This is a genomic window from Streptomyces sp. NPDC088124 (assembly GCF_040685895.1).
GTDB lineage: Bacteria > Actinomycetota > Actinomycetes > Streptomycetales > Streptomycetaceae > Streptomyces.
The window spans coordinates 211839-238682 of sequence record NZ_JBFBJB010000001.1 but is presented as its reverse complement, the minus strand read 5'-3'; the positions used below and the strand labels follow the sequence as shown (position 1 = coordinate 238682).

Annotated in this window: 18 protein-coding genes; 13 read left to right on the top strand and 5 right to left on the bottom strand. The window is 65.9% G+C overall.

From position 1 onward, the window contains the following. Positions 1–120: 120 nt before the first annotated feature. The 6 genes from AB0P17_RS00995 to AB0P17_RS00970 all read left to right on the top strand — a co-directional run bounded on the left by AB0P17_RS00995 (position 121) and on the right by AB0P17_RS00970 (position 8109). Positions 121–807, top strand: coding sequence for a DUF6119 family protein (locus AB0P17_RS00995; RefSeq protein WP_365806368.1), 687 nt, complete (start codon positions 121–123; stop codon positions 805–807). A gap of 554 nt (positions 808–1361) precedes the next feature. Next, a complete protein-coding gene (locus AB0P17_RS00990) occupies positions 1362–2420 on the top strand; it encodes a DUF1611 domain-containing protein (protein ID WP_365806366.1) in 1059 nt (352 codons plus the stop codon). Positions 2421–2426: 6 nt separating this feature from the next. Continuing rightward, entirely contained in the window at positions 2427–3518 is a 1092-nt protein-coding gene (locus AB0P17_RS00985) for a hypothetical protein (protein WP_365806364.1), read from the top strand. A gap of 89 nt (positions 3519–3607) precedes the next feature. After that, positions 3608–5296: an ABC transporter ATP-binding protein gene (locus AB0P17_RS00980; protein WP_365806362.1), complete on the top strand. Its 1689-nt coding sequence runs from the start codon at positions 3608–3610 to the stop codon at positions 5294–5296. 460 nt (positions 5297–5756) lie between these two features. Next, positions 5757–7199 (top strand): DNA phosphorothioation-associated putative methyltransferase, encoded by a 1443-nt coding sequence (locus AB0P17_RS00975; protein ID WP_365806360.1) that lies wholly within the window; start codon positions 5757–5759, stop codon positions 7197–7199. Between the two features lie 58 nt (positions 7200–7257). Next, entirely contained in the window at positions 7258–8109 is an 852-nt protein-coding gene (locus AB0P17_RS00970) for a hypothetical protein (protein ID WP_365806358.1), read from the top strand. Positions 8110–8222: 113 nt separating this feature from the next. Here AB0P17_RS00970 and AB0P17_RS00965 read toward each other — a convergent pair whose 3' ends face one another. From AB0P17_RS00965 to AB0P17_RS00945, 5 genes are all read right to left on the bottom strand, one after another. Continuing rightward, positions 8223–9023: a phosphoadenosine phosphosulfate reductase gene (locus AB0P17_RS00965; RefSeq protein ID WP_365806356.1), complete on the bottom strand. Its 801-nt coding sequence runs from the start codon at positions 9021–9023 to the stop codon at positions 8223–8225. 231 nt (positions 9024–9254) lie between these two features. Further along, entirely contained in the window at positions 9255–9902 is a 648-nt protein-coding gene (locus tag AB0P17_RS00960) for a hypothetical protein (protein ID WP_365806354.1), read from the bottom strand. 86 nt (positions 9903–9988) lie between these two features. Then, the gene (locus AB0P17_RS00955) at positions 9989–10885 is read right to left on the bottom strand and encodes a phospholipase D family protein (protein ID WP_365806352.1); all 897 of its coding nucleotides are present in this window, start codon (positions 10883–10885) and stop codon (positions 9989–9991) included. Further along, positions 10882–12765 carry an ATP-binding protein gene (locus tag AB0P17_RS00950; protein ID WP_365806351.1) on the bottom strand — a complete coding sequence of 628 codons (1884 nt, stop codon included), beginning with the start codon at positions 12763–12765 and terminating at the stop codon, positions 10882–10884. The genes AB0P17_RS00955 and AB0P17_RS00950 overlap by 4 nt, the downstream gene beginning before the upstream one ends. Further along, entirely contained in the window at positions 12762–14390 is a 1629-nt protein-coding gene (locus tag AB0P17_RS00945) for a DEAD/DEAH box helicase family protein (RefSeq protein ID WP_365806349.1), read from the bottom strand. Before AB0P17_RS00945 ends, AB0P17_RS00950 begins: the two co-directional genes overlap by 4 nt. A gap of 433 nt (positions 14391–14823) precedes the next feature. Between AB0P17_RS00945 and AB0P17_RS00940 the strand changes: the two genes are divergently transcribed. The 7 genes from AB0P17_RS00940 to AB0P17_RS00910 all read left to right on the top strand — a co-directional run bounded on the left by AB0P17_RS00940 (position 14824) and on the right by AB0P17_RS00910 (position 26721). Continuing rightward, positions 14824–16032 (top strand): cysteine desulfurase family protein, encoded by a 1209-nt coding sequence (locus AB0P17_RS00940; RefSeq protein WP_365806347.1) that lies wholly within the window; start codon positions 14824–14826, stop codon positions 16030–16032. 45 nt (positions 16033–16077) lie between these two features. Further along, a complete protein-coding gene (locus AB0P17_RS00935) occupies positions 16078–17184 on the top strand; it encodes a DUF4007 family protein (protein ID WP_365806345.1) in 1107 nt (368 codons plus the stop codon). Beyond that, a complete protein-coding gene (locus tag AB0P17_RS00930; RefSeq protein WP_365806343.1) occupies positions 17181–20780 on the top strand; it encodes an ATP-binding protein in 3600 nt (1199 codons plus the stop codon). The genes AB0P17_RS00935 and AB0P17_RS00930 overlap by 4 nt, the downstream gene beginning before the upstream one ends. Next, positions 20777–21610 carry a phosphoadenosine phosphosulfate reductase family protein gene (locus AB0P17_RS00925; RefSeq protein WP_054243595.1) on the top strand — a complete coding sequence of 278 codons (834 nt, stop codon included), beginning with the start codon at positions 20777–20779 and terminating at the stop codon, positions 21608–21610. The genes AB0P17_RS00930 and AB0P17_RS00925 overlap by 4 nt, the downstream gene beginning before the upstream one ends. 617 nt (positions 21611–22227) lie before the next feature. Next, on the top strand, positions 22228–24669 hold the full coding sequence (locus AB0P17_RS00920) for a DUF262 domain-containing HNH endonuclease family protein (RefSeq protein WP_365806341.1): 2442 nt from the start codon (positions 22228–22230) through the stop codon (positions 24667–24669). A 116-nt stretch (positions 24670–24785) separates the two neighbouring features. After that, positions 24786–24980: a hypothetical protein gene (locus tag AB0P17_RS00915; protein WP_365806340.1), complete on the top strand. Its 195-nt coding sequence runs from the start codon at positions 24786–24788 to the stop codon at positions 24978–24980. A 511-nt stretch (positions 24981–25491) separates the two neighbouring features. Continuing rightward, positions 25492–26721, top strand: coding sequence for a helix-turn-helix transcriptional regulator (locus AB0P17_RS00910; RefSeq protein ID WP_365806338.1), 1230 nt, complete (start codon positions 25492–25494; stop codon positions 26719–26721). Positions 26722–26844: the final 123 nt, after the last annotated feature.

The window sequence follows — 26844 nt, the reverse complement described above, 5'->3', positions numbered from 1 at the left end:
AGCGCGGGCACTGACCGGCAGCGCCGAGAAAGGCGCTGCCAGAAGGAGACACACGTGAGAACGGCACCCCGAAGGCGGTTATCGCCGCCGTCCACCCGGAGCGGAACGAGGAGCGGCACCATGACGCCCCGTACGTCCAAGCGAACCCTGTACCGGCTCAGGAGCGTGCCTCCCACCACCGACACGATGTTCTACGCCCTGGACGCCGACCAGCTGGACAGGGTCCACGCGGGTGCAGACGTCGTCGAGAACCTCGGTGTACCGGCGGTCCTGGTCACCGGCAGCTTCGAGCAGCCCGTCGCGAGCTGGTGCGACGAGATCTTCCGTACGACGGGAATCGAGGTGTCGCGGCCGGTCAACCGCTCGGCCGGCCTGCTGATGCTCGCCGTCGACGGAGAGGTGTACGCCATCGGATACGACCAGGGCTTCCGCCTGGTGCCCGACCGCCTGAAGGACCACCGATTCGGGCTGAGCTTCGCGTCCCGCCGGGTGGACCCCGCCAAGATCCGGGACCTGGTGTCGCACACCCCCGGCGGAGGGCGCACCGACATCACCCTGATCCCGGGCGGGGCCTCGGTGTGGAGCCTGGGCATCGTCGAGCACGCCCCGATCGTGCGCCGCCTCGGCGGTCAGCTGGACGACATCCCGCTCACCATTTCCCGGGACGATCCGGGGAAGATCACCAGCGCCGAGGGCGGTGCCGGCCTGCGCATGCGGCTCGGTGTGGAGGACGCCGACTTGATCGCCGACATCCGTGCGATCGCCCGTGTGCTGCGTGCTCCTCGTACAGCAGCCGGCACGGCGTGACCAGGCCCTGGAGCTGATCGCCGACGCATGGGCGGAGACCGAGCGGACCTGGCTGGCCAACCTCGTGTCCATCGTCCGCAACCTGAACGCCGAGATCCTGCTTCTCGTTGCTGGACGAACCCGGAGCATTCCTGGATCAGCCCGACCGCCTGGCGGTGGCCACCTGTGTCCTGGGGGCAGTCCGGCTGGCCCTCCGTGACAGATCCACCACGAACAGCCTCCCGCGCATGAGAATTCCACCCGATCAGACCACACGCGCGCAGAGGCTGCCCGCCGCCCGCCGCTCGCCGTACTCGGGAGGGAAGCCCCATATGGTCCCGCTGTCGCGGCTTTCCCGGTAGACCCGCGGTAGCACCCCCACCACTGCACCCGCCGAGAACTCCACGACCTGCGGACTCCCACCCCGGTCCTTCGCCTCACCGGTCACCGCCAGAGCCACCACCACAATGCGGTCGGTCCCGGGAACCCGGACCATGGCTACGAGCGAATCGAATGGACGACTACCCGTTCGGGCGCCGGCACGGGCCCGATCCGCACTGGATGAGGGGTCTGCGATGAAAGATTTCGCCGCGGCCAAGTGGGGCTATGTGACGCGCAGAATCGACGACCGGGACGCGACCGTGCCCGGTGGGTCGGTTCGCGAACCGCAGCTCGGGGATCTTGTGGTTGCCACCGTGGCCCACTTGGGCGAGCTCGACCATCTGGAGGATGTCCATGGTCGGCGCGTGCGTCTCTACCGGGGCGACATTGTGGTGGGTGCATACGGCAACCGGTATGCCACGGACTTCTACGAGGGTTACCTGCCGACCGGGCCCCATGTGCATCTGCTGACGGCGGGCGGCCTTGTGGGAACGGTCGCCTCGGCGCATACGCGACGGCTGCCACCGACCGAGTTGAAGGTGATCGGCACGCTGAACGACCGCTCCGGGATGCCACTGTCGCTGGAACACTATGCGCGGACGCCGTCGCCGCACACGGCGCCGGAGTGGGGCACTCTGGTCGTGCTCGGCTCGTCGATGAACGCGGGCAAGACCACGACGGCGTCGGCCGTGGTGAGCGGCTGGACGAGAGCCGGACTGGCTGCCGGTGCGGGCAAGGTCACCGGTTCCGGCAGCGGCAAGGACCGCTGGACGTACATCGACGCGGGCGCCAGCACCGTGGCCGAATTCCTCGACTTCGGCATGTCTTCCACGTTCGGCTATCCGGTCGAGCGGCTGCAAACCACGATGATCGCCATCCGCGATGCCCTGGTCGACGACGGTGCGGACGCAGTCGTCCTGGAGATCGCCGACGGGCTGCTGCAGTCCGAGACACGGGCGCTTGCCGAGTGCCTGCCCGGATTCGCCCACGGTGTCGTACTGGCGGCGGCCAACGCGCTGGACGCGGTGGCCGGGGTGACGATTCTGCAGGGACTGGGGGTCCCGGTCCGCACGGTGAGTGGCCTGGTCACCGCCAGCCCCCTTGCCTCGCAGGAAGCACACGCGGCCACGGGACTGCCGGTCCTGTCCCCGCCACAACTGGCCAACGGCGCGGCCGTGGACCTGGTGCGTGCACCGGTCCGGCAGACCGTCGCCACGGCGGGACCCATCGCCGACGCTGCTGTCCGGGGATGATGCCCCGTGATCCCGGCGATCGTCTACATACCTGACGGACGTCCCTGGCCCGGGCAGTTGAGTGAAGCCGCCCTGGACGTCCTTGAGCTGCGGCCGACCGAATTGGTGCTGCCCGAGGCCACGGTCCGTGACGAGCGCGGCGGGCGGCTGTTCAACGGCTCCACGTTGATGTTCGACCCCGCGGCCGGTGGCGGCCCCCTGGCTGACGCCGTCGCAGACCGGCAGGCCCGAGCTTTCGGCGTGACCAACACGGCCTTCCACGTCCAGCGTGCCCTGCGGTTCGCTTCAGCCCTGCTCGGCCACCCTCTCCCTCGCCTGCTGGTCAGAATCGGGATGCACAACCAGCCCCGCCGCTGGCACGGAGGGCATTACCGGCTTCCCAGGCCGTCACTCACGGACGAGCCCGCCACTCTCAGCTGTGCGGGGGAGGTCCATCTGGGGGGCGGCGCCGGATTCCTCCCGCTACCAGATGGCAGCCGGTATTTCCACGCCCCCGCACACAACGCCGCGATCATCTGTCACGAGGTCGGCCATCATCTGTGCCGGCACACCGCGGACTTCCGGCTCAACCGGCTGCGTCCCCCGGCGCAGCAGACCAACCGGAAGATCGCCCTGGACGAGGGCACAGCGGATGTCCTCACGGCCATCCTGCTGGGCACCTCGGACATCTACGGCTGGCACCGTGGGACCATCGCCGAGTGGGACCCGCGGCGCCGCAAACTGCAGCCTCAGTGGACCATGGCGCACTTCTTGGGCGGGCGGGACCAGGACCCGCACGCCGACGGCACCGTGTGGGCATCGGCATGCTGGTCCGCTCGTGAGAGGGTCGTCGCCACGGGTGCCGACGCGGCGCGCTTCGATGCGGCGCTGCTGCGCGGCATGGACTCGGCCGGAGCCGATGCCGCCCGGCTGACCAAGGAAGCCCTGAGCCGGCGCCGCCAGTTCTCCCGGCTGCTGTCCGCGATCACGCGTGCCGACCCCGGACTCGCGCCGGTGGTGCTGACCGCCATGGCCGAGCACGGCATACGCCCCGGCGCGAGCAACGCGGCTCTGGAAGGCGCCGCCCGCGCGGACCTGATCGGGGAGGTGGGCAGATGAGGGCCCACCGAGCCGATGTGGGAATGATGCGATACCTGTGGCGATTCCGTTGCTACGGTCGCCCGCACCTGGGCACGCTCGTGCTCGGCGTGGGACTGCGCATCGGAGAACTGATCGCCGACCTGGCGGCACCCTGGCCGCTGGCGCTGGTCATCGACAACGTACTCAAGGGCCGGACCAGCGGCCCACTGGCCTGGCTCACGGGCATCGTGGGCTCGTCCCCGCTGGCCATGCTCAGCGTAGCCGCCGCCGCACTGCTGCTGATCACCCTCGCCTCGGGGACGTTCGACTACCTCGGGGACCGTGTGATGAACAGTGCCGGAGAGCGGATCACCGCGGAGATCCGCACGGATGTCTTCGCCCACATGCAACGGCTCCCCATGAGCTACCACGACCGGCAGGCCGTCGGGGAACTGACCAGCCGCATCGCGATCGACACCAGCCGGATCCAGGACGCTCTGGTCGACCTGTTCTCCACACTTCTGCCCGGACTCCTGGCCCTCGCGGGCTACGCCACCGTCATCCTCTCCGTTGACTGGCGCCTGGGGTTGATCGCGATCGGGGGCGCCCCGCTGATATTCCTCACGGCCGCCCGCTACACCCGGTTGACCCGCCAGACGGAACGGCGGCAGCGCGCCGCCGAAGGACACCTCGCCACCTTCGTCACCGAATCCCTTCAAGGCATCCGCACCATCCACGCCTTCGGCCGCCAGGACCTGCACGACGCACATTTCGCCAACAGCAACAGCACCACCCTCGACGCCGGCCTGCGCAGCGTCGAACTGCGGGCCCGATTCACTCCACTGCTCGAAGCCGCCGCCGCGGTGGCCACCGCGACACTGCTGTGGGCGGGCGGCCTCGGTGTTGTGAACCACTGGTGGACCGTCGGGCTGCTGGTCGTGGTGACCAGCTACCTCAAGGACATGATCAAGCCCATGCGATCGATGTCCCGCCTTTCGATCACCTTCCCCCAGGGCGCGGCCTCCGCGGAACGCGTCGCCGCCATCCTCGACCAGCCGCCCCCGCCCCCGACACCACACCGGCGCCTGCCCGACCGCGCCACCGGCCGGATCGACCTGCGCGACATCACCCTCGACTACGGCCGCGGCCCCGTCCTGAACCACTTCGACCTCACCGTCCACCCCGGCGAACACCTCGCGCTGCTCGGACCCAACGGCTCCGGCAAATCCACCGTGCTCTCCCTCATCGCCGGGCTCTACCCGCCCACCGGTGGCCGCCTGCTCCTCGACGGACTTCCTCTCGCCGACATCCCCGCCATCTGGCGGCACCGCCAGATCGCAGTCGTGCTGCAGGACACCTTCCTGTTCTCCGGCACCATCGCCGACAACATCCGCTACGCCCGACCCGACGCCGGCCCGCACGAGGTCGCCAGGGCGGCGGAGGCAGCCCTGGTCACCGAGTTCACCGAACGCCTGCCTGATGGCCTGGGCACCCGGCTCGCCGACCGAGGCGCCGGACTCTCCGGCGGCCAGCGCCAACGCGTCGGCATCGCCCGCGCACTGCTTGCCGACGCCCCCGTTGTGCTGCTCGACGAGCCCACCACGGGACTGGACAACGCCGCCGAAGAACTCGTCGTCCGCGCGCTCGGCCGCCTGGTCGAGAGCCGAACAGTGGTCATGACCACCCACCGGCCGGCCCTCACCCGCCTCGCCACCCGCACCATCCATCTCGACGACGGCATCCTGCGGACGTGCCCCGGTCCGGCCTCGGCCTCGGCCCGGCGGGAGGCTGTACGAGCGCCCCGGCGGGCCGCCTGACGGGTCCAGTCCCTGAGGGACGCGGTGATTGCTGTATTTTCTGCCGGCAAACGCGTCAGAGGGCCTATCGGATCTCTCCGATAGGCCCTCTGACCTGTGTCGGGGTGGCGGGATTTGAACCCACGACCTCTTCGTCCCGAATGAGGTTCGGGCGTGATCACCACCGGGCGGTTTGCCGTTTTGCCTGTTCAGGCCGTTGGCGTGGAGTGTTCTCGGACAGTCCGGGAGGGTTCCCGGGAGCGATCCGGCTCCCAGACGGCTCCCAGAGAGAGTCATCACTCGGACGCGTCGCTTTGATACCGAGGCTATGCCCGTGGTGTGGTCGACGGCGGTACCCCGAGCTGTGTGGGATGCGATCAGCCTTGGCGCACGCCTCGCCTGTAAGTCGGACCTCTGGAGCGAGTGTCACGTAAAGTGCGGAGCTGTCGCACGCTGGCCTATCTGTGAATCAGGGACACCGATGACCCAGCAGCTCTGGACGAGTCAGAGACATCACACCGCCATCGGTCGTGTCAGCCTGTCGCTCCCCGCTCGTCGTGCCGTTGGCGACCTTCAGCTGGAACCAGCCACGGGGGTACTCGATTACGGGTGTGGACGTGGCGGCGACGTACGGGCATTTCGGCACCTCGGCCTCGACGCCACAGGATGGGACCCGGTGCATTTCCCGGACGGGCTCCGCGAGGCGGCTGAGGTGGTCCTGCTCACGTATGTCCTGAACGTCATCGAGGATCCCGCTGAACGACGAGACACACTACTGAGTGCCTGGAAACTCACGAAGTCCGTGCTCGTGGTGTCCGCACGGTTGAGGTGGGAGCGCAACCAGATCAAAGGCAGGGAGTACGGCGACGGCATTCTCACACAGCGCCGCACCTTCCAGCACCTCTACGCTGCCGGCGAGCTCCGCGATTACATCGAGGAGGCAACCGGCGTCCGCTGCGTGTCGGCGGCACCGGGCATCGTCTACGCCTTCAAGGACGAGGCGGCGCGCTTGAGCTACCTCGCCCGCCAGGTCGCCCCGGACGGGGGCTGGCTGGCCTCTGAGGACACGGCCTCGGCGATCATCTCCGTCGTCGCTCATCTCGAACAGCGGGGCCGGATGCCTCAACTTGAGGAAATGCCGCAGCCCACCATCCGACTGCTTGGCCACCTGCGCCCCGGTGAACTGAAGCGCCTCGCCGAGCAGGAAGCGGACCCCGTCAAGGTGGAACGGAGCGCCGAACGCGGAGCCCTCGATACGCTGCTCTTCCTCGCCCTGGAACTGTTCCACGGCCGAGGCCCCGTGAGCAGTCTGCCCCTGCCTGTACAGCTGGACATCCGGGCGTTCTTCCCCTCATACACCGAGGCGTGCCAGCGAGCCGATCGCCTGCTGTTCAAGCTGCGCGACGATGCCTACATCCGCCGAGCGATGAACGGATCGATCGCTGGCAAGTTCACGGCGACCGCCTTGTACGTTCACCGCCGGGCACTCCACCGGATCCCGACCGTGCTGCGTTTGTACGAGCAGTGCGCGAGCGTCGCTGCCGGCCGCCCCGGGGAGTGGTCTGTCGTCAAACTCCGCCACCAGGGCCGTGGTATCAGCTGGCTCGACTATCCCGAGTTCGACTCGGATCCCCACCCGCGTATCGCGGCCTCGTACGCCGTCGACCTGAAGACCCTCAAGTCCTCCTTCACTTCGTATGCGGACTCCACCAACCGTCCCTTGCTGCACCGCAAACACGAGTTCCTTGCCGAGGATGATCCCGATGTGCCCAAGTACCGGCGGCTCACTGACGCCGAGGTACGCGTCGGCCTGTACGACAGCCCGCACCTGATCGGCACGGAAGTAGGCTGGGAACGCGAACTCGTACGCTGTGACCGGGAGTTGCGAGGCCACCGGCTCGTACGGCGCACCACCAGCACTTGAGCATCGCACCGGCTCTCGGCATGGAGCGATTGTCAGTGCCGTGTGTCACGCTGCACCCATGACCACTCCCCAGGCGGAGGGCCCTTGCCTGCCCTCATATCGCACGCTGTCGGCCCTCGCGCTGTCCGAGCCGGAGGACCACGTCCGTGAACTCACCGACTGGGTGGAGCACGCCTCCGCCGTCAATGGAGCCCCCGGGGCGCAGAACAGCTGGGACACGGCCTACAAGTGGCTGCGCCTCGCTCAGGGCCTGCGGACGGTGACGTTCGACATGTCGTACGACGACGGCGGCATGTGCTCGGCGGGCCTTGACTTCGACGCCGTCTGGACCGAGATGATGGAGGAGTGGCAGCAGCACCAGATCCGTCTCGGCTACCTGCGCGCGGCGCTCGAAGGATTCGTCCGGTTGCTGTACCCGGACACGGTGGAGCCGGGGCTGGCCGTAGAGACCGCCGAGCAGCAGCTGCACCAACACGTCGGTGCCTGGCCTGTACACGCTCACGCGGTCGCCGACCATCTGCGGACACACGCACCGGACGGCACATCGGCCGTCGGCATGTCGGTGGCGGCAGCGGTGACTCAGGCGATGGCCCTGCACGAGATGGCCGTCCGGGGATCCGCTCACGTCCCCGAGCCGGACAGCGACGAGGATGGGAAGGTCTTTCCTACAGGGCACGCCGAGGTCTGCGCGGTCAAGGAAGCCTGCACGATGCTGATGCTGGCGATGCAGCTGCTCCTGGCGGCAGCGGTGAAGGAGGACCGCGTCGCTGACTTCGACGACAAGTACCTCCTCGACGGCATGTGGATTCCCGACGCCTCAGGCGGCAGCCGCTGGGTAGACGGAGAGATGCCCTACGGCGAGTACCTCGCCGTTCTGCACCTGCAGCCCGGCGAGCCGCCCGAGCTCTGATTCCGCCACCTGCAGTGACCCACGGCGGCACTGTCGGCAGCCCTGGAGCCAATCGGCGGGTGGGCCCGAAGCGATGTCTTCGGGCCCACCCGCCGTGGCCTGCTCGGCACGTATCAGGTCATGCACCAGCCGGAGTCGCATGCCCCCTCGTCCTCACCGGTGTCGACTTCCCCCGGGTTCTCGTCGGGAATGGCTTGAGCGAGCGGGACCCCGTACCGCGTGAGATACACGGCATCCCGTCCGAGTGCGGCCCGCCGTCGGTTGATCGTTTCCTCCAGTCGGACCGACTGAGAGAACAACTCCGGCTCGTGCCGACGCTGGTGGCGCCAGGCGTCGACGGTACGGAAGGGGCAGAAGAAGCAGGAGCTCTTGGGCGGCACAGGCAGGCCGGCCTCGGCGATGACGCGCTCGCAGTCGTCCCGGCGCAGCCCGAGGTCGAGGAGGGGGTATTCGATGACCTCGTAGGTTTCCCGCCGCCGGCGGTTGGCGCGATGGATTTCGTCGAGCGATATGCCAATGGCCACTTCCGCCGGGTCGTCGGCGGTGGCGCCGTGCTCCCGCAGCCATCGCCCGACTACCTTGATCTTGAAGTCGGCTGTGCAGTTGCGGCGGCCGGGTGCGCCGTTGGCCATGCGGACCGGGATGGGAATCGACCGGGTGTCCGGCCGGTTTAGCCGCTGCATGAGCGTTTCCGTGGCCCCGTCGCGGCGGCGTCGCTTGAGCTCGTGGATGTCCAGTCCCACACGTGTCGCGTATGGGATAGCGATGTCGCGAACGTACGCGAGGGTCGCCGGGTGCTCGCTGTCGTCGCCGACGTTGGCGAACAGGAAGGTGCGGAAGTCGATCTCCCCCTGAGCGGCCAGCACGAGAAGGGCTGTGCTCTGGACACCGCCTCCGTAGGAGACGACCTTCATCGGGCGGTCACCTGACTGGTGAGCGGCTCGGTCGATGACGGCCTGTGGGCCGGTTTCCGTTGTGTTGTCGTGGGGGGCTCCGGGTGTGCGTGACAAGATCGCCATGTGAGAGACAGTATGGATAGAATTTTAGGAAATCAAGTGTTTCTCTCGCAGCTGTCGGCGAACACTGCTATGCGGGCGGCGCTGCGTTCTCTTGGGAGTCCGCCCCAATTCGGAACGGAAGGCGAGCTAAGGCCGTGGCTCGATGATGACGGAGTGTCCCTCCGCCAGGACTGCTGTCAGGAACTCTGCCGCAGCAGTCTGTTCCGCACTGGTGAATGTCCGAGCTGGGGGCAGCGCTTTGCGTGACGGCTGCGAGATGGTTGCTCGTTGCTTGCGGCCACGTGGTTTCTGCGGGGCGCGGTGGCCCGCGCTTAGGAGCTCGACCTCGGACAGGAGGATGGTGCGCTGCCGCTGTTGCGCATCATTCAGGATGCTCGACAAGAGCCAGAGAGGCGAGCCGGAGAGGACCAGGTCGGCCTCGGCGATCTGCCGACGGTTGCGCCATCGGGAGATTGTCTGCGCGTCTCTGTCGAGGACGCGGGCCACCTCCTGGATGCCGAGGACGACAGGCAGGTCCTGCTCCTCCTGGACGTCGTAGCCACAGGGGATGCTGGCCTTGTAGGACGTCAGCCGGTCTTGCGCCACCTGGCGGTCGCCGACACCGTCGAGCTGCAACACCGTCACTAGCAGCCAGTACGGGTTGCCGGACGCAATCAGGTCAGGTGCAGCGAGGGCGCCCTCTGTCCGCCATTTCTGCGATGTCTGGCGCTCCACTCGATAGAGGGAGGCGATTTCGGCATGGCCCAGCAGGAACGGGACCCGCACCTGTGCCATGAGGGGGCCTTCCCATCACCTTCGTCTCCGTGGGGTGGCGATGAGCGGGGGAGTTGCTCCGCCGCTCTACGCCGTGCACGCAGATCTTAGGCGTGCTCCCGTCCTGGCCGCAGCTCCCACGAGCCCACCTCGGTGTAATAGCGGCCGAAGTGCTGCAGCCAGGACGCGAGTGTCTCGGTCGTCCTCCGTGCCTGGTCTTCTGGGTCTCCTGTCCGGTCCACGATGGCCTTCTGGAGCTCGATGTTGCCGAGGCGCTCGCCGACGAGCAGCTTGTGGAGTTCTGGGATGGCGTGCAGCCGAACTTCGACTGCCGAGTTGAAGTCGTGCTCCGCCAAACCTGCCGGGACATCGAGCATGGCAAGGTCCTGGATGATGCCGGCCTCAACCGGCGAGGTGAATCGTGTTCGCCCGCTGTAGAGCGCGAACACGTTCTCCGGGCGCCTCGTCTCTGGGTACCAGAGAGAGGCGGGTTCGCCCTCGGCCGGGGGCGTGATGCGTTCTTCCTTCAGCAGTTCTGCCTGCTGCCGAACGAGGGCGGCCACCAGGGGCGTGGCCGCTGTCGAGCGGGCGTCGAACTGACTGAGGACGCGCTGCACTTCAGGATGCGTGACGGGTACATCCAGCAAGAGCTCCACGTTGGCGTTGGGGACTCGGCCGGTGGCCTTGCCGGTCAGGTTCGCGGATCCGACCAGGCATCGGTCGTCGGCGACGTAGATCTTGGCATGCAGCGACGGGCAGAGCATGATCTGCACGCGTTCGTCCCGCTCCGCCGCCTCGACGATCTCGGGGTCGGAGACTCCGGCGGCTACTTCCGCCGGAGTCCAGCGCGTGACGCATTCGATCTTCTCCACCGAGGTCGGCACCGAGGCGAGAGTCTCCTCGAAGACGGCCTTCTTGATGAAGGGCGCCACGAGGATCACTCGCGTGGTGGCGCCCTTCATCAGGTCGGCTATCTGCTGCCAGACGTGGTCCGGCTGTGTCACTCGTCATCGCTCCCGTCTTCGATGAAGTCGCGGGCGTAGCGGCCCCAGTCGCGCCGGGCGTCCGAGATCCTGGCGCGGTCCCGCTTGTTGGGGATCTCATCCTCCATACGGGCCCAGGAGAAGACGAGGAGTTTGAAGGTGTCGGAGGCACGGGCGAGGCGTTGGCGGAGTTCGGCCTCGCTCGCGTCTTCGGACACGTCTTCAAGGACGGTCATCAGCTCGCTGTGCAGGGGGTGTTCGGTGTTGAAGATCACCTGCAGCATGCCGGCCATGAGGTCGATGTTGAAGAATGCCGTGGAGTCCTGCGGGCTGGAGATCCAGCGGACACGCCAGTCTTTCTCCAAAGCCTCGTCGACCATGGACTGGGCGGTGTCCTCGTCGAGGTGATGCCGCTCGGTGAGCGCCGCGAACTGCTCCTGGCGCTTGTCGTTCTCGGTGGCTTCCTCTGCCAGGCGGTCGGTCGTTCCAGTGTGACCGTCCTCCTGCCGGCGCTTCACCGCGTCCGTGGCCTTGGACGTGACGACGTCGTCGTGGCGCTTCTTGCCTCCCCGGTTGCCCAGCGTGTGCTGCTTCAGCTTCCGCCGCATTTTGGGCAGGAGGTTCTTCTCCAGGTAGAGCGCGAGATCGATCAAGGGTAGGCGCGGGTCGCCGAATTCTGCGATGCGGTCCTTGAACGCCTTGGGCGTCTCGTCCCCCTCGGCCTCGGCCGTCCAGTCGAAGTGGGCGAGAGACGAGAAGACCGTGGCGGTCTGCTTGTTGTTCGTGACGCCGAAGATGTCGTCGAGCTCCGGGGGGAATTCCACCTCAATGCCCCACCAGCGCTCGGCGGGGTCGTACCCGATGGCCCACTTGGAATCGAGGTCGAGTTCGCGCCCCTGCCGGACCACGGAAATCCCGATGTTCCGTCGAGCATGCTGGCCCCACGGGTGGAAACCGGCGTCGCGGTTGGGGTTCGCATTGTCGGGCCACGGGTGGCCTTCGACGTCGGCGCGGCGGGCCTCGGGCCGGGCGATGGATGCCCGTACCTTCACGTTGTGCTTCGTCCCGTCGACCGTGATCGGGAAGTAGGCGACCCCGGGTTCCTTCTCGTTGCCCATGTCGAAGGGTTCGAACATGGGCTTGTTCCCGAACGGGGGCGGCGTCCCGGTTGAGTCCATGAGGTACAGGGGGTCGTTGGGTTCGGCGAAGTACGCCCCGTTGTCTCCTTCGAGGACCTTTCCTTCGCGGACCGGCGCCATCTTGATCTCCACCCTGCCATCGTGGAGGTAGTGCCGGTACACACGGCCGATCAGCTCGGCAGTGTTCCGCAGGGTGGCGCCGGCGCCGTGCCATTTGACCCGGTCAAGGTCCGACCAGACCACGAGCGTGCCGGTGGTGCCCAGGGGTGCTTCGCTGAGGTCGCTCCAGTGCTCCGGCACGGGGCGGTGTACGGGCGGGGGGACGTCGTCGAGTCCGCCGTTGATCTCCTCGAGATCGAGGTAGGTGTACATGGCGTTCGGGGACCCATTGGTCCAGGACCAGACCTCGACCTTGGTGCACTGGGACATGCTGGAGTTGGGCAGCCCCATGCCGAAGCGTCCGATGCGGTTGCGGTCGCCACCGAGGCCGTCGCCGTACTTCAGGGCGCGCCGCAGGAGTTCGGCGTCCATGCCCTTGCCGTTGTCGAGGACAGCTATGGCGTCCACACGGTGTCTCGTCTGGGTGGCGCCGTGCACCGGGCTCTCACAAGCGAAGACCTGTACCAGTGTGGCTTCCGCGTCGATGCTGTTGTCGATCAGCTCGGCGAGCGCGTAGGCGGTGTTCTTGTAGCCGCTGTCGCGCATTGCCTTGACGGTCAGCGAAGGGCTGACGATCCGGTATTTGCTTCCCTCGTCGGTCACGCGGTCTCCCATACGTCTTCCCAATTGGTGAATGCCTCGGCCACGTCTCCGAACCCGGGAAGCTCCGGGTCGACGACGGTGACGATCTCGCAGGTGGCGGTTCCGCCGGCCTTGGGGCCGCGGATGACCCGGCCGACCATCTGGCTGTACAGGACCAGCGACTTGGTCGGTCGGGCGATGACGGCAGCACTGGCCGCCGGGGCATCGAAGCCTGTGGTCAGGACCCCGAAGTTGCACAGAATCATGGGGCGTCGGCCGGCGCCCTTGAAGCGTCTGATGGCATCGTTCCGGTGCCGGGGCGAGGACTCGCCGGTGACGAAGTCGGCGTCGAGGCCGAGCGCCGACAGGACGGCGGCGATCAGGCGGCAATGGTCAACGGAGGCCGCGAACACCAGGATCCTGCGGTGCTGGCGTTCCAGCAGCTCCAGCACCGTCTGGACGACCTTGAGGTTCCACTGCTCGTCGCTGGCCAACGACGCGATGATGTCCGACGGGATGTCGAACGACCTCGCGAGCAGTTGCTGATCGCGCGCGGACAGATGCAGGCCGGCTTCGGAGGCGACGGTCTTCATGATGGGCTTGGCCAGGTAACCCTGTTCGATGAGGGCGGTGACCGGGTTGCTGTATCCGTCGATCTGCAGCATGACCTTCTGGCGGGCGAAGAAGTCCGACAGTCGTTCATCTTGCGTGACGTCCGCCCAGGTCCGGCCGGGGGTGGCCGTCAGGCCCAGCAAGCTGGCATCGGGGCGGATGGTGAGGGCGTCCACCACTCGCTGGTAGGTCGGCGCGATGATCTGATGAGCCTCGTCGAAGACTGTGAGAGTGCTGCGCGATGCGAGTTTGCGGAGAAGCTCCGGATCGCTCTTGTCCGCGGAGACGGCCTTCTCCAGCCCCAGGATGACAAGGCCGTCTGTCAGCGCCTCCACATCGGTGGGCGCCTCGCCCCACATCCGGACGACCGCAATCGGACGGTCGCCGAGCTTGGACCACGCGCGCTCGAACTCCGCAGCCGCCTGCTCCAGCAGTTCCTGCCCACGCGCCAGCCAGACCACGAGGGTGGGCTCGTGCTGCCGCAGATGGTCGGCGATCAGGTTCATTCCGGTCCGGGTCTTGCCAACGCCTGTCGGCAGGTGAAGGACAACCCGCCGCGGTCCGTCGTACAGCAACTCCTTTACGCGTGCGGCTGCGCGCCGTTGGTGGGGGAACAACCCATACTCGGGTTCGGAGTCTTGCCGAAAGAGCGGGGGCAGCGCAGGCGCCCTGTCGATGCTGAAGCCGAAGAACTCCAGCAGCTCCCGCTGTTGCTCACTCGCCCACTTCAGATCGTCCAGGGAGACCAGGGCATCGGTGCCCGCACCGCCCGCCCCAAGACGTTGGGCAAGCTCTGTCTGCTTGTCGGCGGGCAGGAGCCGCAGCAGCTCCTCGCGGTCCGTCTGATCGGACACGAGCTTCTCGGCGTCCACCGCCACGGCAGCGACTGCTCGGAGCCGCTCATCGCCGGCGCTTCCGCCGTCGATGAGGTCGAGCAGAGCGCACATGTGCTTGCCGAGCCGCTCGCGGATGTACGGCATGGGAGCGCTGTCCAGCACGGCTTGGAAGGACAGGCCGGGCGACCACGCTGTCATCGATTCACCACCCCTGCGGAACAGGGGAGATTCCCCTGATGTCTGAATGACCGTCAACTTGCGCGGCCCGCACCTCAGTTCTGTGCATGCAGAGCTGCCCGCAACTCTGAGTCGCCCCAAAGTTACAGTGCCCGATCACCATAAACCCACGCACTGACAGTCAGATCTAAGCGATTGATATTCGCAGCTCAGGGGCACTGATGAGGTGCGGTAGGCCCCGTAGGAGATCGCGTGCTGCCTCTGTGTCCATGCCCTTCCCGATATCGGTTGCAGGCACTCAAGTAATAGGGAACGTTAGTTCGAGTTACAGTTTGCGCTCTGGTCTGAGTGTTGGTTTCGCGGACTGATCGATCTCGATCGCTACGATCACGACTCACTCCTGGTGCTGCCCCGGTGCGCACGTCCGGGTTCCACCAGGAGTAGATTGTGTGCGGTGCTGAGCGAGACGAGGTGGGGCGTGAGGGATGAGTCTGATGGGTCGGTTTCGGCGTATCTCGACTACAATGCGACGGCGCCAATTCGGCCCGAGGCGTTGGCGGCCGTTGTGGACGCCCTGCAGGCCGTCGGTAACGCATCGAGTGTGCATCACCCCGGCCGGGACGCCGCCTATCGTGTAGAGGTCGCTCGTCGGCGCCTTGCTGACCTGCTGAACTGCTCGCCCGGGGAGATCATCTTCACGTCGGGGGCAACCGAAGCGAACAATCTCGCGCTGCGCGCGGCTCATCGCCGCGGTGCCCGGATTGTGACAGGCAGTGCAGAGCACCCTGCGGTGCTGGAGACAGCCCGGGATCTGGCCCAAAACGAGCCGGGATCGCTGACCGTCTTGCCGATGCGGGCGGACGGGCTGGTGGAAACCGTGGCCCTGGAGGAAGAGCTCGGCCGGGGCGACGTCGGTCTCGTCTCCTTGATGGCGGCCAATAATGAAATCGGGGTTCTCACCGACCTCGCGCCGGTCGTCAAGGCGGCGCATGCCGCAGGCGCGCTGGTTCACACGGACGCCACACAGATGATCGGCCGGCTGCCCCTGGACCTTTCCGAAGTGGACGTCGATCTTCTGTCCCTGTCGGCCCACAAGTTCGGCGGCCCCCAAGGCATTGGCGCACTGTTCGTACGACGCGGTACTCCCCTGCCGTTCAGGCCGCTGATCACCGGTGGCGGGCAGGAGAAGGGGTGGAGGGCTGGCACCCTCAACGTGCCTGGGATCGCCGGTGCCGGAGCTGCCGCTGCGGCCGTCAGCCGTGACCTTGTCGACGACGTCGCCCGCGTGACCCAACTGCGCGATCAGCTCGAACGCATGGTGACCACGGCTGTGGACGGATGCTGTATCAACGGGCAACAAGCCTCCCGCCTGCCCGGTGTGGCGAGCATCACCTTTGCGGGTGCCCCGGCTGACGCAGTCATGGCCGCCATGCCGCGCATAGCCGCATCCGACGGAAGCGCCTGCGCCTCGGGAGCCCCAACTCCCAGCCATGTCCTGCTCGCTATGGGGCTGAGCCGGGAGGAAGCGGAGTGCACTGTGCGCTTCTCGCTCGGCTACGCCACAACCGAGGAAGAGATCGCCACAGCCGCCGAGGCGGTGGTGCATGCGGTCCACCAGGTGCGCGCCGCCATGGCAGCGACAGCCGGCCCGGCTGCTCACTGACGTCAGCATTTCCCTTTATCTCTTCGTGCTTTGAGAGGCCCTCGTATGGCAGACAGCAGGCTCGCGGAAGCCGCACATTCCAGCTTCGCGCGCCATGAGACCTTCGCCCCCCGCTTCGGCTGGCTGCATAAGGCGTACATGCAGGTCAAGGAGAATCCGGCAGCTTTCCTTGCTGAAGATGCCCCGGTCCTGCTCGGCGTGGGTAAGAACATGGTCCATGCCATGCGGTACTGGTCAAAGGCGTTCAAGCTCACCCGTGAGCACGCCGACCCGGCGGGTAAGACGAAGGCCCAGTACGCGTCCCCGACTTGGGAAGCGCGGTGGCTGCTCGACGAGAAGGATGGCGCCGATCCCTACCTTGAGGAACCTGGCAGCTTGTGGCTGTTGCACTGGTGGCTCGTGTCGTCGCGGCCGGGCGCCAAATGCTGGGCCCCCGCGTGGTACACGGCGTTTCACCTTGCTCCGTTCTCTCGCTTCACCGTCGCGGATATGACGCAGGTCGTGACGCGGCATGTCAACTTCTCCTTCAGTGATGGACCGGTGGAGGCGTCGATCACCCGGGATGTCGAGTGCCTGACCAAGATGTATGCGCGCACGCCTGTCGAACAGAGCGGTTCCCGCGCCACCTATGAAGACCTCTTGGCCTGCCCTTTCCGTGAGCTGGACTTGCTGACCTCCGTGGGTACCCGGGGCAAGCAGGAGTGGCAGTTCACCACTGGCACGCGCACCTCTCTCCCGGCCCACGTGCTGGTCTATGCGTGCCTCGACTACGCCGCCCGCGACACCCAGGGTTCCGGCTCCATCTCCCTGGCGCGGCTTGCCAACGAGCCCGGAGCGCCCGGCCGGGCCTTCCGGGTCCGCGAGCCTGAGATCGTCGCCGCCCTGGACAAGGTCGCCGTGGGTCGCCCGGAACTCAACAGGGTGGACGCCGTCGGCCAGCGGACCATGTCCTTCTCCAGCGATCCGAGGGCACTCGCCTGGGACATCCTCGACGAGCAGTACGACCACGTCACCCTGCGTCCCGGCTTTCCCACCCGGGACGAATGGAGCGCTCAGTACCCGCAGTTGGCCGAAGCAGAGAAGGCCGAGAAGGCTGAGAAGGCCGAACGCAAGCCCCAGGACCACCAGCTCACGACTCAGGAGATCGCGTGACCACCGCAGCTCTCACGCGGACCTCCCGCACCCCGCAGGACGAGGCAGCCTCTCAGTTCCCGTCCGGAATCGAACTGGTCGGCTCCCAGATGCGGTCGACCAACCTCGAACGCGACGTCGAGGACGAACTGCACGGACCGTATGTCGGCGCGAAGGCAGTTGACGTACTAGAGCGCATCGCCAACGCGGTCAGTGACCTGCGGCGTCCCCGCGCGTGGTCCTTCACCGGACCCTACGGCTCCGGGAAGTCCACGCTGGCTAACCTGATCGAAGCGCTTCTCGGCCGCGACGAGGACCGCCACGTCGAGGCTCACCGGATCCTTGCGGACACCAGCCCAGCCCTTGCGGAGCGTCTCGCCACGGCTCGGGCTGAGCGGACGGCAACCGGGTTCCTCGGAGCCGTGGCCACCGCGCGGCGTGAACCGCTGGTCGAAACTGTGACCCGTGCGCTGGAGACCGCGGCAAAGCGCCGCTGGGGCAAGCGCATCCCGAAGAATATCGCCGCAGCACTCGCGGCCTGCGAAGACCCGACGACGACCGGGCCGAAGACGAAGCAGGTCATGGCTGCCATCAAGGCCCTGACCGACAATCAGCAGCCGCTCCTGCTGATCATCGACGAGTTCGGCAAGACCCTCGAACACCTTGCCGGACACAACGAATTCTCCGGCGCCGAGCACGATCTTTTCCTCCTGCAGGAGCTCGCCGAGCACAGCGCCGGGCCCAACGGCCTGCCCGTCTTCCTGGTTACCCTGCAGCACCTGTCGTTCATGGACTACGCGTCACGGTCCAGTGAGCTCAAAATCCGCGAATGGGCAAAGATCCAGGGCCGCTTCGAGGACGTCACCTTCGTCCCGCACCACGGCGACTCCCTGCAGCTCCTGCGCCGGCGTCTCGACCACTCCGCGGTCGACGCAGCGGGCCAGGACCTTATCGGCGCGTCGGCCCAGGCATCAGCCCTCGCGTGGAAGAACCACGGTCTGAACGTCCTTACCGAGCTGTCCAGCGACGACTTCGCCGGCCTCTACCCGTTGCACCCACTGACGGCGATCGCTGCGCCGATCCTGGCGGCGCAAATCGGCCAGCACGACCGCAGCCTGTCGGGCTTCCTCAACAGCGGAGAGCCCAATACCGTCCGCGACTCGCTGGCCGCACACTCCCGGCCGGATGCCGAACTCGCCAGCACAGTGCAGCTGCCACAGCTGTACGACTACTTCCTCAACTCCGGCCGGACCTCGCTGCTCGCGGCCTCCAACGCCGGCCGCTGGATCGAAGTCGACGCGCGCATCAAGGAAGCCAACGGACTGCCCGACGCCGACCAGGCGCTGCTGAAGACCATCGGCGTTCTGAACCTCATTGACGCCGACGGCGCGCTCAGCGCTACCAGCGAGATGATCCACCTCGCGCTCCACGACCCCACCGATCTGACCGACGCGGGCGCTTTCGCCCGCCTTGAGGAGCAGCTCGCCGACCTCGTCCGCCGCGGCTTTCTCGTCCACCGGGAGTTCAGCGGTGAGTATCGCGTCTGGCAGGGCACAGACTTCGACATCGACGCCCGCCTGAAGGAGATCATCAGCCACCTCGACGATGCCTCCATCGTCCAGCGCCTTGGCGCACACCTCCCCAGTGCCGTGGTCGCCGGCCGCCACAGCCAGGTCACCGGGATGATGCGGGTGTTCCTCACCGCCGTCAGCGGCCCAGAGACTCGCGAAATCCAGGCGCCGGACGAGCTGAAGGACCCGGCCGACGGCCTCCTCGTCTTCCACCTCGGCCCCCGGGACCAGCTGCCCACCGTCAACTCGACGCTGCCGGTGATCCTCGGAACAACCACCCACCCCGACGTGGTACTCAACTCCGCCACGCACCTCATCGCCCTGAAAGAGCTGCTCGAAGACAAGGAACTCGATCACGTCGCCCGGCGCGAGGTCACCGACCGCGCCGTCCAGGCGGAGGCCGAGCTGCGGGAGGTCATCCAGGCGGCCTTCTACCCGCCGGCCCAGGACACCACCTGGGACCTGTGGAACGCCGGACTCGCCCCGGGGACGGACCCCGACAGCTCGAGCCTGCCGGCCCGCAGCCTCAGCGGCCTGGTCTCCCTGGCCTGCGAGAGCGTCTACCCGCGCACTCCGCACATTCGCAACGAGATGCTCGGACGGCACTCACTCACCAGCAACGCCGCCCGTGCCCGCAGCGATGTGCTGGACGCGATGCTCACTCGCTCCGGCGAGCAGTACCTGGGCTTCGACGCGACGGCCGGAAGATACGGTCCGGAGCGGGCCATCTACAGCGGCGCGCTGGCCTACCTCGGCCTGCACCGGGCCAACGGCACAATCCAGGCAGAGAATTCCCCCAACAGCCTGCTGCCGTACGGCTTCTCCGCTCCAGGCGAGGGCCATGAGCACGCCCAGCACGTCTGGGAGGCGCTGCAGGAGGCGCTGGACGCAGCAACCCGGCGTACCAGCCTCGACCACGTCATCCGGGTCCTGATGAGCCCGCCCTACGGGGTGAAGGCCGGTATCTGGCCGCTGCTGGTCGTCACCGCCCTGGTGATCCGCCGACACGATGTCGCCCTCTTCGAAGAAGGCTCCTACCTGCCCCGGCTGACGCCGGACGTCGTCGACCGCATCCTCGTCGCCCCTGCCCGTTTCGACGTGAAATACACGCCAGTCGGGCAGGGCCAGCGCGCCAGCGTGATCAAGAAGCTCCTGGTGTCCTTGAAGGTCGAACCGCCACGGTCACAGGCACTGCGCAACCCCGATCTGCTCTCCGTAGCCAGGGCGCTCCTCGAACGCGTCATGGTCTTGAACAGCTACGCTCGCAAGACTAAGCGCATCTCTCCGGATGCACTCGCCGTGCGCAACGCCCTGGCAAACTCCCAGGATCCGGACGACCTGCTCTTCCGGGCTCTGCCCAAGGCGCTGGGCCTCGCCCCCATCGAAGCCGGCACCCGCGCCAACGCGGCAGCCGCCACGGAGTACGCCGACAGGCTGACCGCAGCGGCAGACGAGATCACTGGAATCGAACGCACGCTGCGGGAAGAAGTGGCCGCGGTTCTCGCCGAAGAGTTCCGTCTGCCCACGACTCTTCCCGAGCTGCGGTCGACACTGGTTGCTCGGCTGAGTGGCTTCGCCACGGTGTCACTGAACCCGGAGCTGCGGGGCTTCGTCGACTTCGTGCTCAGCGAAAGCCTTGCTGACGAGGACTGGCTCGACCCGATCGTCGTCCGCCTCACCAACAAGGCCCTCGGAGACTGGGACGACCGGGACGCAGGCATGTTCCCTCGCCTTGCACGCGAGATGTCTGCATCCCTCGACCGCGTTGCCCACCTCTACCAAGACAGCAGCGACATCCGCGAGCCGGAAGTAAATCTGGAGACGCGGCTGTTGACTTTGACGGACAAGACAGGAGCGGAACGACGGACGCTGATCTACGTGCCAGAACAGTCCCGAGGCCAGGCTGACCAGCTCGCGGCCGACGTGCTGCAGCGGGCTGAGCAGGCCCTCGGACCCGATGGCGCACGGATCCTGCTCGCCGCTCTCGCACAACGCGTTGCCGACGGGCCGCCTGTCACAGCAACTGAAACGAAGGAGGGGGCATGACGGATCCAGTCACCCAGGAGAAGGTTCGCCACGTCCTGGGTATCTCAGGCGGCAAGGACTCGTCGGCGCTTGCCATCTACATGCGCGATCGCGTGCCGGAGATGGAGTACTTCTTCTGCGACACCGGTGCTGAACTTCCAGAGACGTACGAGTACCTCAACCGGCTGGAAGCGGCCCTCGGTAAGCCCATCGAGCGACTCAACGCCGACCGGGACTTCGATCATTGGATGGAGGTCTACCAGGGCACCCTGCCCAGCCCGCAGATGCGCTGGTGCACCAAGAACCTCAAGATCAAGCCGCTGGAGGAATGGGTCGGCGACGACAAGGTCATCTCATACGTCGCGATCCGGGCTGACGAGAACCGCCTCGGCTACGTCAGCACCAAGCCGAACATCGATGCCGTCTTCCCCTTCCGCGAGGATGGGATCGACAAGGACGGCGTGATGCGCATCCTCGATGAAGCCGGCATTGGACTCCCCGGCTATTACGAGTGGCGCACGCGTTCGGGCTGCTACTTCTGCTTCTTCCAGCGCAAGCACGAGTGGGTCGGCCTCAAGGAGCGCCACCCCGACCTGTACGACAAGGCCGTCGAGTACGAGGACAAGGTCCGGTTCCGCCACACGGCCATGAAGGGCCGCAACTACACCTGGTCACAGGGTGAGTCGCTCCCAGAGCTCATAGAGCGCAAGGACGAGATCGAGGCCAAGCACCAGGCGGCCCTGGACCGCGCGGCCAAGCGCATCAAGCCCAACCGCCCCTTGCTAGAGGTCCTTTCCGACGCGCTCGACTCAGACGACGACGAGGCTGGCTGCTCCGTCTGCCACCTCTGACGCGCAACCACACACGCGGCCCCAGCAGCTCGAGCTGGGGCCGCTGCTATTTTCCCGACTTCCAATCACGCTTGTCCCGCTTGCGGTTGTGACCTCACCCAGACTCTGTCCCTGACGTCTCGAAGGAACGCAGCGCACTCGCCACGACAAGTCGATTGTTTCTGCACTGGAGTGACGCAAAGTCACATGTGGGGCATGATGGGCGTATGGCGCTCCTGCTACCTCTGCCGACCACTCGTATGCCACAATGAGTGACGACTCGCTCACAAGTGCGGAACAGTGATGGAGGGAAACCGGGATATGCATACTGGCAAGTATTTGATGCGGCATGGACGCCACCTTCTTAGTTCCTCAGTGAGCCCAGTCGTGGGCCCTATGTTCCTTCGCATCCGAGCGTATATCGCTGGGGTTGCCCGAGGTCTGGCGCCTTTTCGGTAGTGTTGCGCGCGGCCTTGGAGAGCTTGTCGGGTTCGAGGGATCGATCTGTTTCCTCGGTACTGTCATCGCGCTTCGCGACATCAACTACACGATTGTTGAGCCGAAATGCAGGTCGCGGGTCCCTTCCGCGGTGATGCCGCATATGATCTCGAACCTGCTGAACGAAAAAGGGAATACGCATGCCTACGCAGGCCAAGGAAATATTCGAGGCGCAGAGCAAGAGTGTCCGCGAGCTGCTGTCTGACAATGGCCTGGGCCTCTACCTGCCGCCCTACCAACGTCCGTACGGCTGGGGTAAAGACAAGGTCGAGAAGTTGCTCGACGACACACTGCACGGTCTCAAGAATCTAGGTAAGGCGCCGGACAGCTTCACCTTCTTGGGGACCGTCATCACCATCCATGATGTCAACCACGTCACGGTGAAGCCAATTGTCAAGTCCGAGGTCCCGTCCAAGGTCCTTACCGTAATCGATGGGCAGCAGCGTTTGTCGAGCCTGTTGATCCTGCTGGTTGGTCTGCATAACCTGATTCGTCAGCGTGCATGGAAGGTCTTCAAGGGGAAGACGCCGGATCCGACCGACGCTGCTCGGACTCACCTCTACTCGGAAACGAGTGACATCCTGCAGATGCTCGGGGCAGCGTTCTACGAGCGAAAGAACTTCGGAAGTACGCCGATCTACCCGCGCCTCATTCGAGCCTTCGATGATCAGTGGGCCAGAGATGAGAAGTTCAAGAAGTATGAGTCGCCGATCGCTAACCTGATCTACCAGTACTCATTGCTAGTCGACAGCGAGCCGGCAAATTCTAATCCCACGGACTTCAAGCCGACGGCGCGACAGAACGCGGGTGACGGCGAAGGCGACCTCATCAAGAGGTACAGCGAGATCCGTGCAGGGTTGACCAAGCTGTCGCAGCGAAAGTCCATCGAGGAGCTGGAGGATCTGCCGCCGCTAGCAACCCTTGCCACCAACATCGAGTTCCAGCGCGCGCTCTTCAATCACGAACTCGACTCCGAACTCTGCACGTGGCTGGGAGAGTTGCAAGACGAGCCCGGGGCCGAGCTGATGCGACTCGTCATGTTTGCCGCCTACGGCTTGAACCGCATCGCTCTGACGGTTGTCCAAGGCAAGGACGAGGACTACGCCTTCACGATCTTCGAGTCGTTGAATACCACGGGCGAGCCTCTGACCGCCTTCGAAACCTTCCTCCCTCGGGTGGTGATGGCAGAGAAGATTCAGGACTACCAGGACTCGGACGCACACGAATACATGAAGGCGGTTCAGGGCTACCTGGACCGTTTTGCCGTCGGAGACAGGCTTCAGAACGCCACGCGAGACCTGCTGGTCACTTTCGCGCTGGCAGAGACTGGAGAGAAGCTCTCCAAGCGCCTCCCGGATCAGCGGGTCTACATGCGCGATACCTTTGAGCGCCACAAAGACTCGGCTGATGACCGAATCGCGTACCTGCGCCATCTACGTGACACTGCGGCCTTTATTGGGAATGCCTGGGAACCCGCGAATAATTCGCCTCGCTCGCTACCCGGGCTAGAGGCGACTGCCATGACGGACACGGTGAAATTGTGTCTGGCCTTCCTCAATTCACTCAAACATACGATTGTCATCGCGCCGCTCGTGCGCTTCTATTCCGAGGCTGTCCACGCGGACGAAGGGGAAGCGAGGGCCGAGCGCATCGCCGAATTCGAGAAGGCCATCAAGGCAATCACTGCCTTCACGGTCTTCTGGCGAGCGACCCGCCGCGGCACGGGCAACATCGACAGCCAGTACCGGGCGGTCATGGCCGGAATGGAATCACAAACAGGCATTGCGCCCCTCGCCCGGCAGTGGGCGGAGCCCGATGCGACGAAGCCTGATCCGATTGTCGACGCCGAGGCGCTAAAGAAGGAACTTTCGGCACGCTTGTCGGGCCCTAAGGGTGGCGTCCCGAACTTGGCGTCGTTCCTGGCAGATGCTTCCGCACTGCCGCTCTACAAAATTAGCCCCCCGCTGGCTCGGTTCCTTCTTCTGGCTGCATATCACGACACGATTGAAGACCCGGAGAATCCGGGACTGATCATCCAAGGTAAGACGGGGGTCGCTCCGTGCTTCACCGCGGACGGTTGGGAGGACGAGACACACCTCACGATCGAACACATCGCACCACAGTCGGCCACGGATGGGTGGGATAAGGAGTTCTACAGCGAGAAGGAGACCGTCCACAAGCTGGGTAATCTGGTCCTGGCACCAGGAGCTGCCAACACATCCCTCAGCTCGCGGCCTTGGGCCGAGAAGAAGGTCCTGTACACGGCACTCGGTGCCCCGACGGCCGACGACGCCAAGTCAATCCTCAACGGTTCTGGCTTCACGTTCGCGCAGACGACTGAAGACCTAGCGGCCATGTCGCGCTACCTCCCGCACCTGCGCGCACTGGGTCTGTGTGAGGACAAGTGGAATCCGACGTTCATGGATCAGCGTGCTGACGTCCTCCTGCGTCTGGCCTACACACGACTCAAGGGGTGGCTCGGCCTGGAGCTGTCTGAGTCCAGCAGTGATCCGGTGGTCAAGGTCGACGATGGGCAGATCGACGAGAGTGAGGATGCCGCGGGCACGGTTGGACCGGCGTGACGTCACGGGCGGCTGGGTGGCGGAATGAGATTTGATCGATGATGTCTGATTGCGCCAAAAGGCGATGGCTTTAGACGGCGAGTCTGAGGGCCATGAGGTCGGCCAAGGTGAGGTGGATGGTGGCTTTGGAACTGGCGCAAGCGCCTCGTAGTTGCGGTCGAGGCGGCGGTAGAGCATGCCTCATCTATTTTGCTGAGCCGATACTGCTGGCGCCGCAAATCGAAGACCGCGAATACTTGGCTGCCATCCGGGAGAATTCGATCTACCTCGCCACGCTCCAGCTGTATCGGACAGTAAAGGACCTGCCCTGAAACAGGGTTCAGTTACGGCAGCGGCCTTCGTGCTGCATTTACCAGCGATGTCGCAATGCTGAGGTGAGCTGTGCTGAGAGCGGACTGAGGCATATGGGGAGTTGATCTTTGGCGGAACGATTCTCTGGGATCGCTTCCAGATTCCGGTATTTGCTGGCCGCAAGTGAAGACGACAGTAGTTCGGAGTTCTCTGGCCACCAGCTCACCGCTTCGACCCTCGCCAAGCCCGCCGGGCCCGACTCGGTTCTAGGCCGAAGCGCCGCCCGTGCAGCCCAGGGTGCGTGCTATGGATCGTGGCCGAGTGCGACGCCGCGCCCAAGAACGAGAAGGGCACCGTCCTGCCCGCGAGCGCTTGTACCACTTACACGTCAAGGCATGGCTGGTCGCATGGGACGCAGGAGCCCTTGGCATAGGAAGGACAGCCCATTAACTCTTAGTGACGGGCCTTCTGGGAGCAGGGGCACAGTCCGTACTCTGGCCGTATTGCTCCAATCAGCGAGGGGATCTCGACATGGGTGAGAGCTTGATGCTGGGGGACCGGCTCCGGGTGGCACGTAAGACGCGGGGGTTGTCCGCCGCGCAGCTTGCCCAGCGGGTCGCGGTCTCCGCCAGCCTGATCCAGAAGCTGGAGTCGGGCGCACGAAAGGCGACGCCGAGCCTGATATTGGCTCTGGCGCGGGCACTGCACTTCGGCCCGGATGTGCTGACCGGTCAGCCGTACTACGGGGCCCCGGAGGCCGAGGACGGTGTCCACGCCGTTATCCCGGAGCTGCGGCGCATCATGCTGTGCTTCGATACGCCCGATGAGTTGGAGACCCGCCCGCGAGCTCTGCCGGTCCTGGCCTCCGAGGTTGACCAGATCGCGGCTCTCCGGCGTGACGCACGGTATGTGCCGATGGGCCCGCTGCTGCCCGCGGTGATCACGGAGCTGTCCCACGTGGCTCTCGGCTCGCGTGGTGACGAACAGCAGAAGGCTTTCTGGCACCTGGCCCGCGCCTACCGCGCGGTCAACAGCCTCGCCCACAAGATGGGGCACCACGACCTCGGCAACACGGCGTTGGAGCGGGTGCGGTGGGCCGCTGACCGAAGCGGTGATCCGCTCATGCAGGTCACGGCCGCCTTCCTGGTGGCGGGGGCGATGCTGCGCCAGGGTGCGACCGAGTCGGCCCGCCGCAAGCTCAAGGGGCTGCGCGGGGAGCTGGAGAGGCTCCAGCCGGAGCGCTCGTACACCGACGACACGCTGTCGGTCGACGGGGCACTCCTGCTGAAGCTCGCGGTGGTCGAATCGCGGGAGAACAACCCCGACGGAGCGGAAGAGCTCCTGAGGGAGGCCACGCAGGTCGCGCGCATGGCGGGTAACCGGGACAGCCTCGCCTACGAGATGAGCTTCGGACCGACGAACATCAGGATTCACATGGTGCACGCCCTGATCGACACCGGTGACAGCGAGCAGGCCCTGGCTCGGCTCGCCGAATGGGGCCAAGGCGGAGCCGAGTGGGCGCCGCCGGCTGCGACGGTTGGCGAGCGATCCAGCCACCACCACATCGATGTGGCGTCCGCGCGTCTCGCGGAAGGCGACCGCGGCGGCGCGTTCGTCGAGCTGAAGCAGGCACGGAGGATTGCTCCGAACCACACCCGATTCCACCCATCAGTACGCGAAACCGCCGGCTCCTTGCTGCGTATGGACGCGCACCCGTCCGCCGAGTTGTCGGCGTTCGGTGCCTGGGCAGGTGTCGCGTAGCACAACCCATTCTTGCAAGAGTGGAGTTGGCTTGATTCGGGTGCGGACAGTTTGTCCGCGCACACCTGCCTTGAGACTGGAATGGTCCTCTCACACCCAGTTGTGAGGGGGCCTTTCCTATGC

Coding starts and splice junctions, on each gene's coding strand:
- AB0P17_RS00995 (WP_365806368.1), top strand. CDS start 121: ATGACGCCCCGTACGTCCAAGCGAACCCTGTACCGGCTCAGGAGCGTG.
- AB0P17_RS00990 (WP_365806366.1), top strand. CDS start 1,362: ATGAAAGATTTCGCCGCGGCCAAGTGGGGCTATGTGACGCGCAGAATC.
- AB0P17_RS00975 (WP_365806360.1), top strand. CDS start 5,757: ATGACCCAGCAGCTCTGGACGAGTCAGAGACATCACACCGCCATCGGT.
- AB0P17_RS00970 (WP_365806358.1), top strand. CDS start 7,258: ATGACCACTCCCCAGGCGGAGGGCCCTTGCCTGCCCTCATATCGCACG.
- AB0P17_RS00965 (WP_365806356.1), bottom strand. CDS start 9,023: ATGAAGGTCGTCTCCTACGGAGGCGGTGTCCAGAGCACAGCCCTTCTC.
- AB0P17_RS00960 (WP_365806354.1), bottom strand. CDS start 9,902: ATGGCACAGGTGCGGGTCCCGTTCCTGCTGGGCCATGCCGAAATCGCC.
- AB0P17_RS00945 (WP_365806349.1), bottom strand. CDS start 14,390: ATGACAGCGTGGTCGCCCGGCCTGTCCTTCCAAGCCGTGCTGGACAGC.
- AB0P17_RS00935 (WP_365806345.1), top strand. CDS start 16,078: ATGGCAGACAGCAGGCTCGCGGAAGCCGCACATTCCAGCTTCGCGCGC.
- AB0P17_RS00925 (WP_054243595.1), top strand. CDS start 20,777: ATGACGGATCCAGTCACCCAGGAGAAGGTTCGCCACGTCCTGGGTATC.
- AB0P17_RS00920 (WP_365806341.1), top strand. CDS start 22,228: ATGCCTACGCAGGCCAAGGAAATATTCGAGGCGCAGAGCAAGAGTGTC.
- AB0P17_RS00915 (WP_365806340.1), top strand. CDS start 24,786: ATGGTGGCTTTGGAACTGGCGCAAGCGCCTCGTAGTTGCGGTCGAGGC.
- AB0P17_RS00910 (WP_365806338.1), top strand. CDS start 25,492: ATGGGTGAGAGCTTGATGCTGGGGGACCGGCTCCGGGTGGCACGTAAG.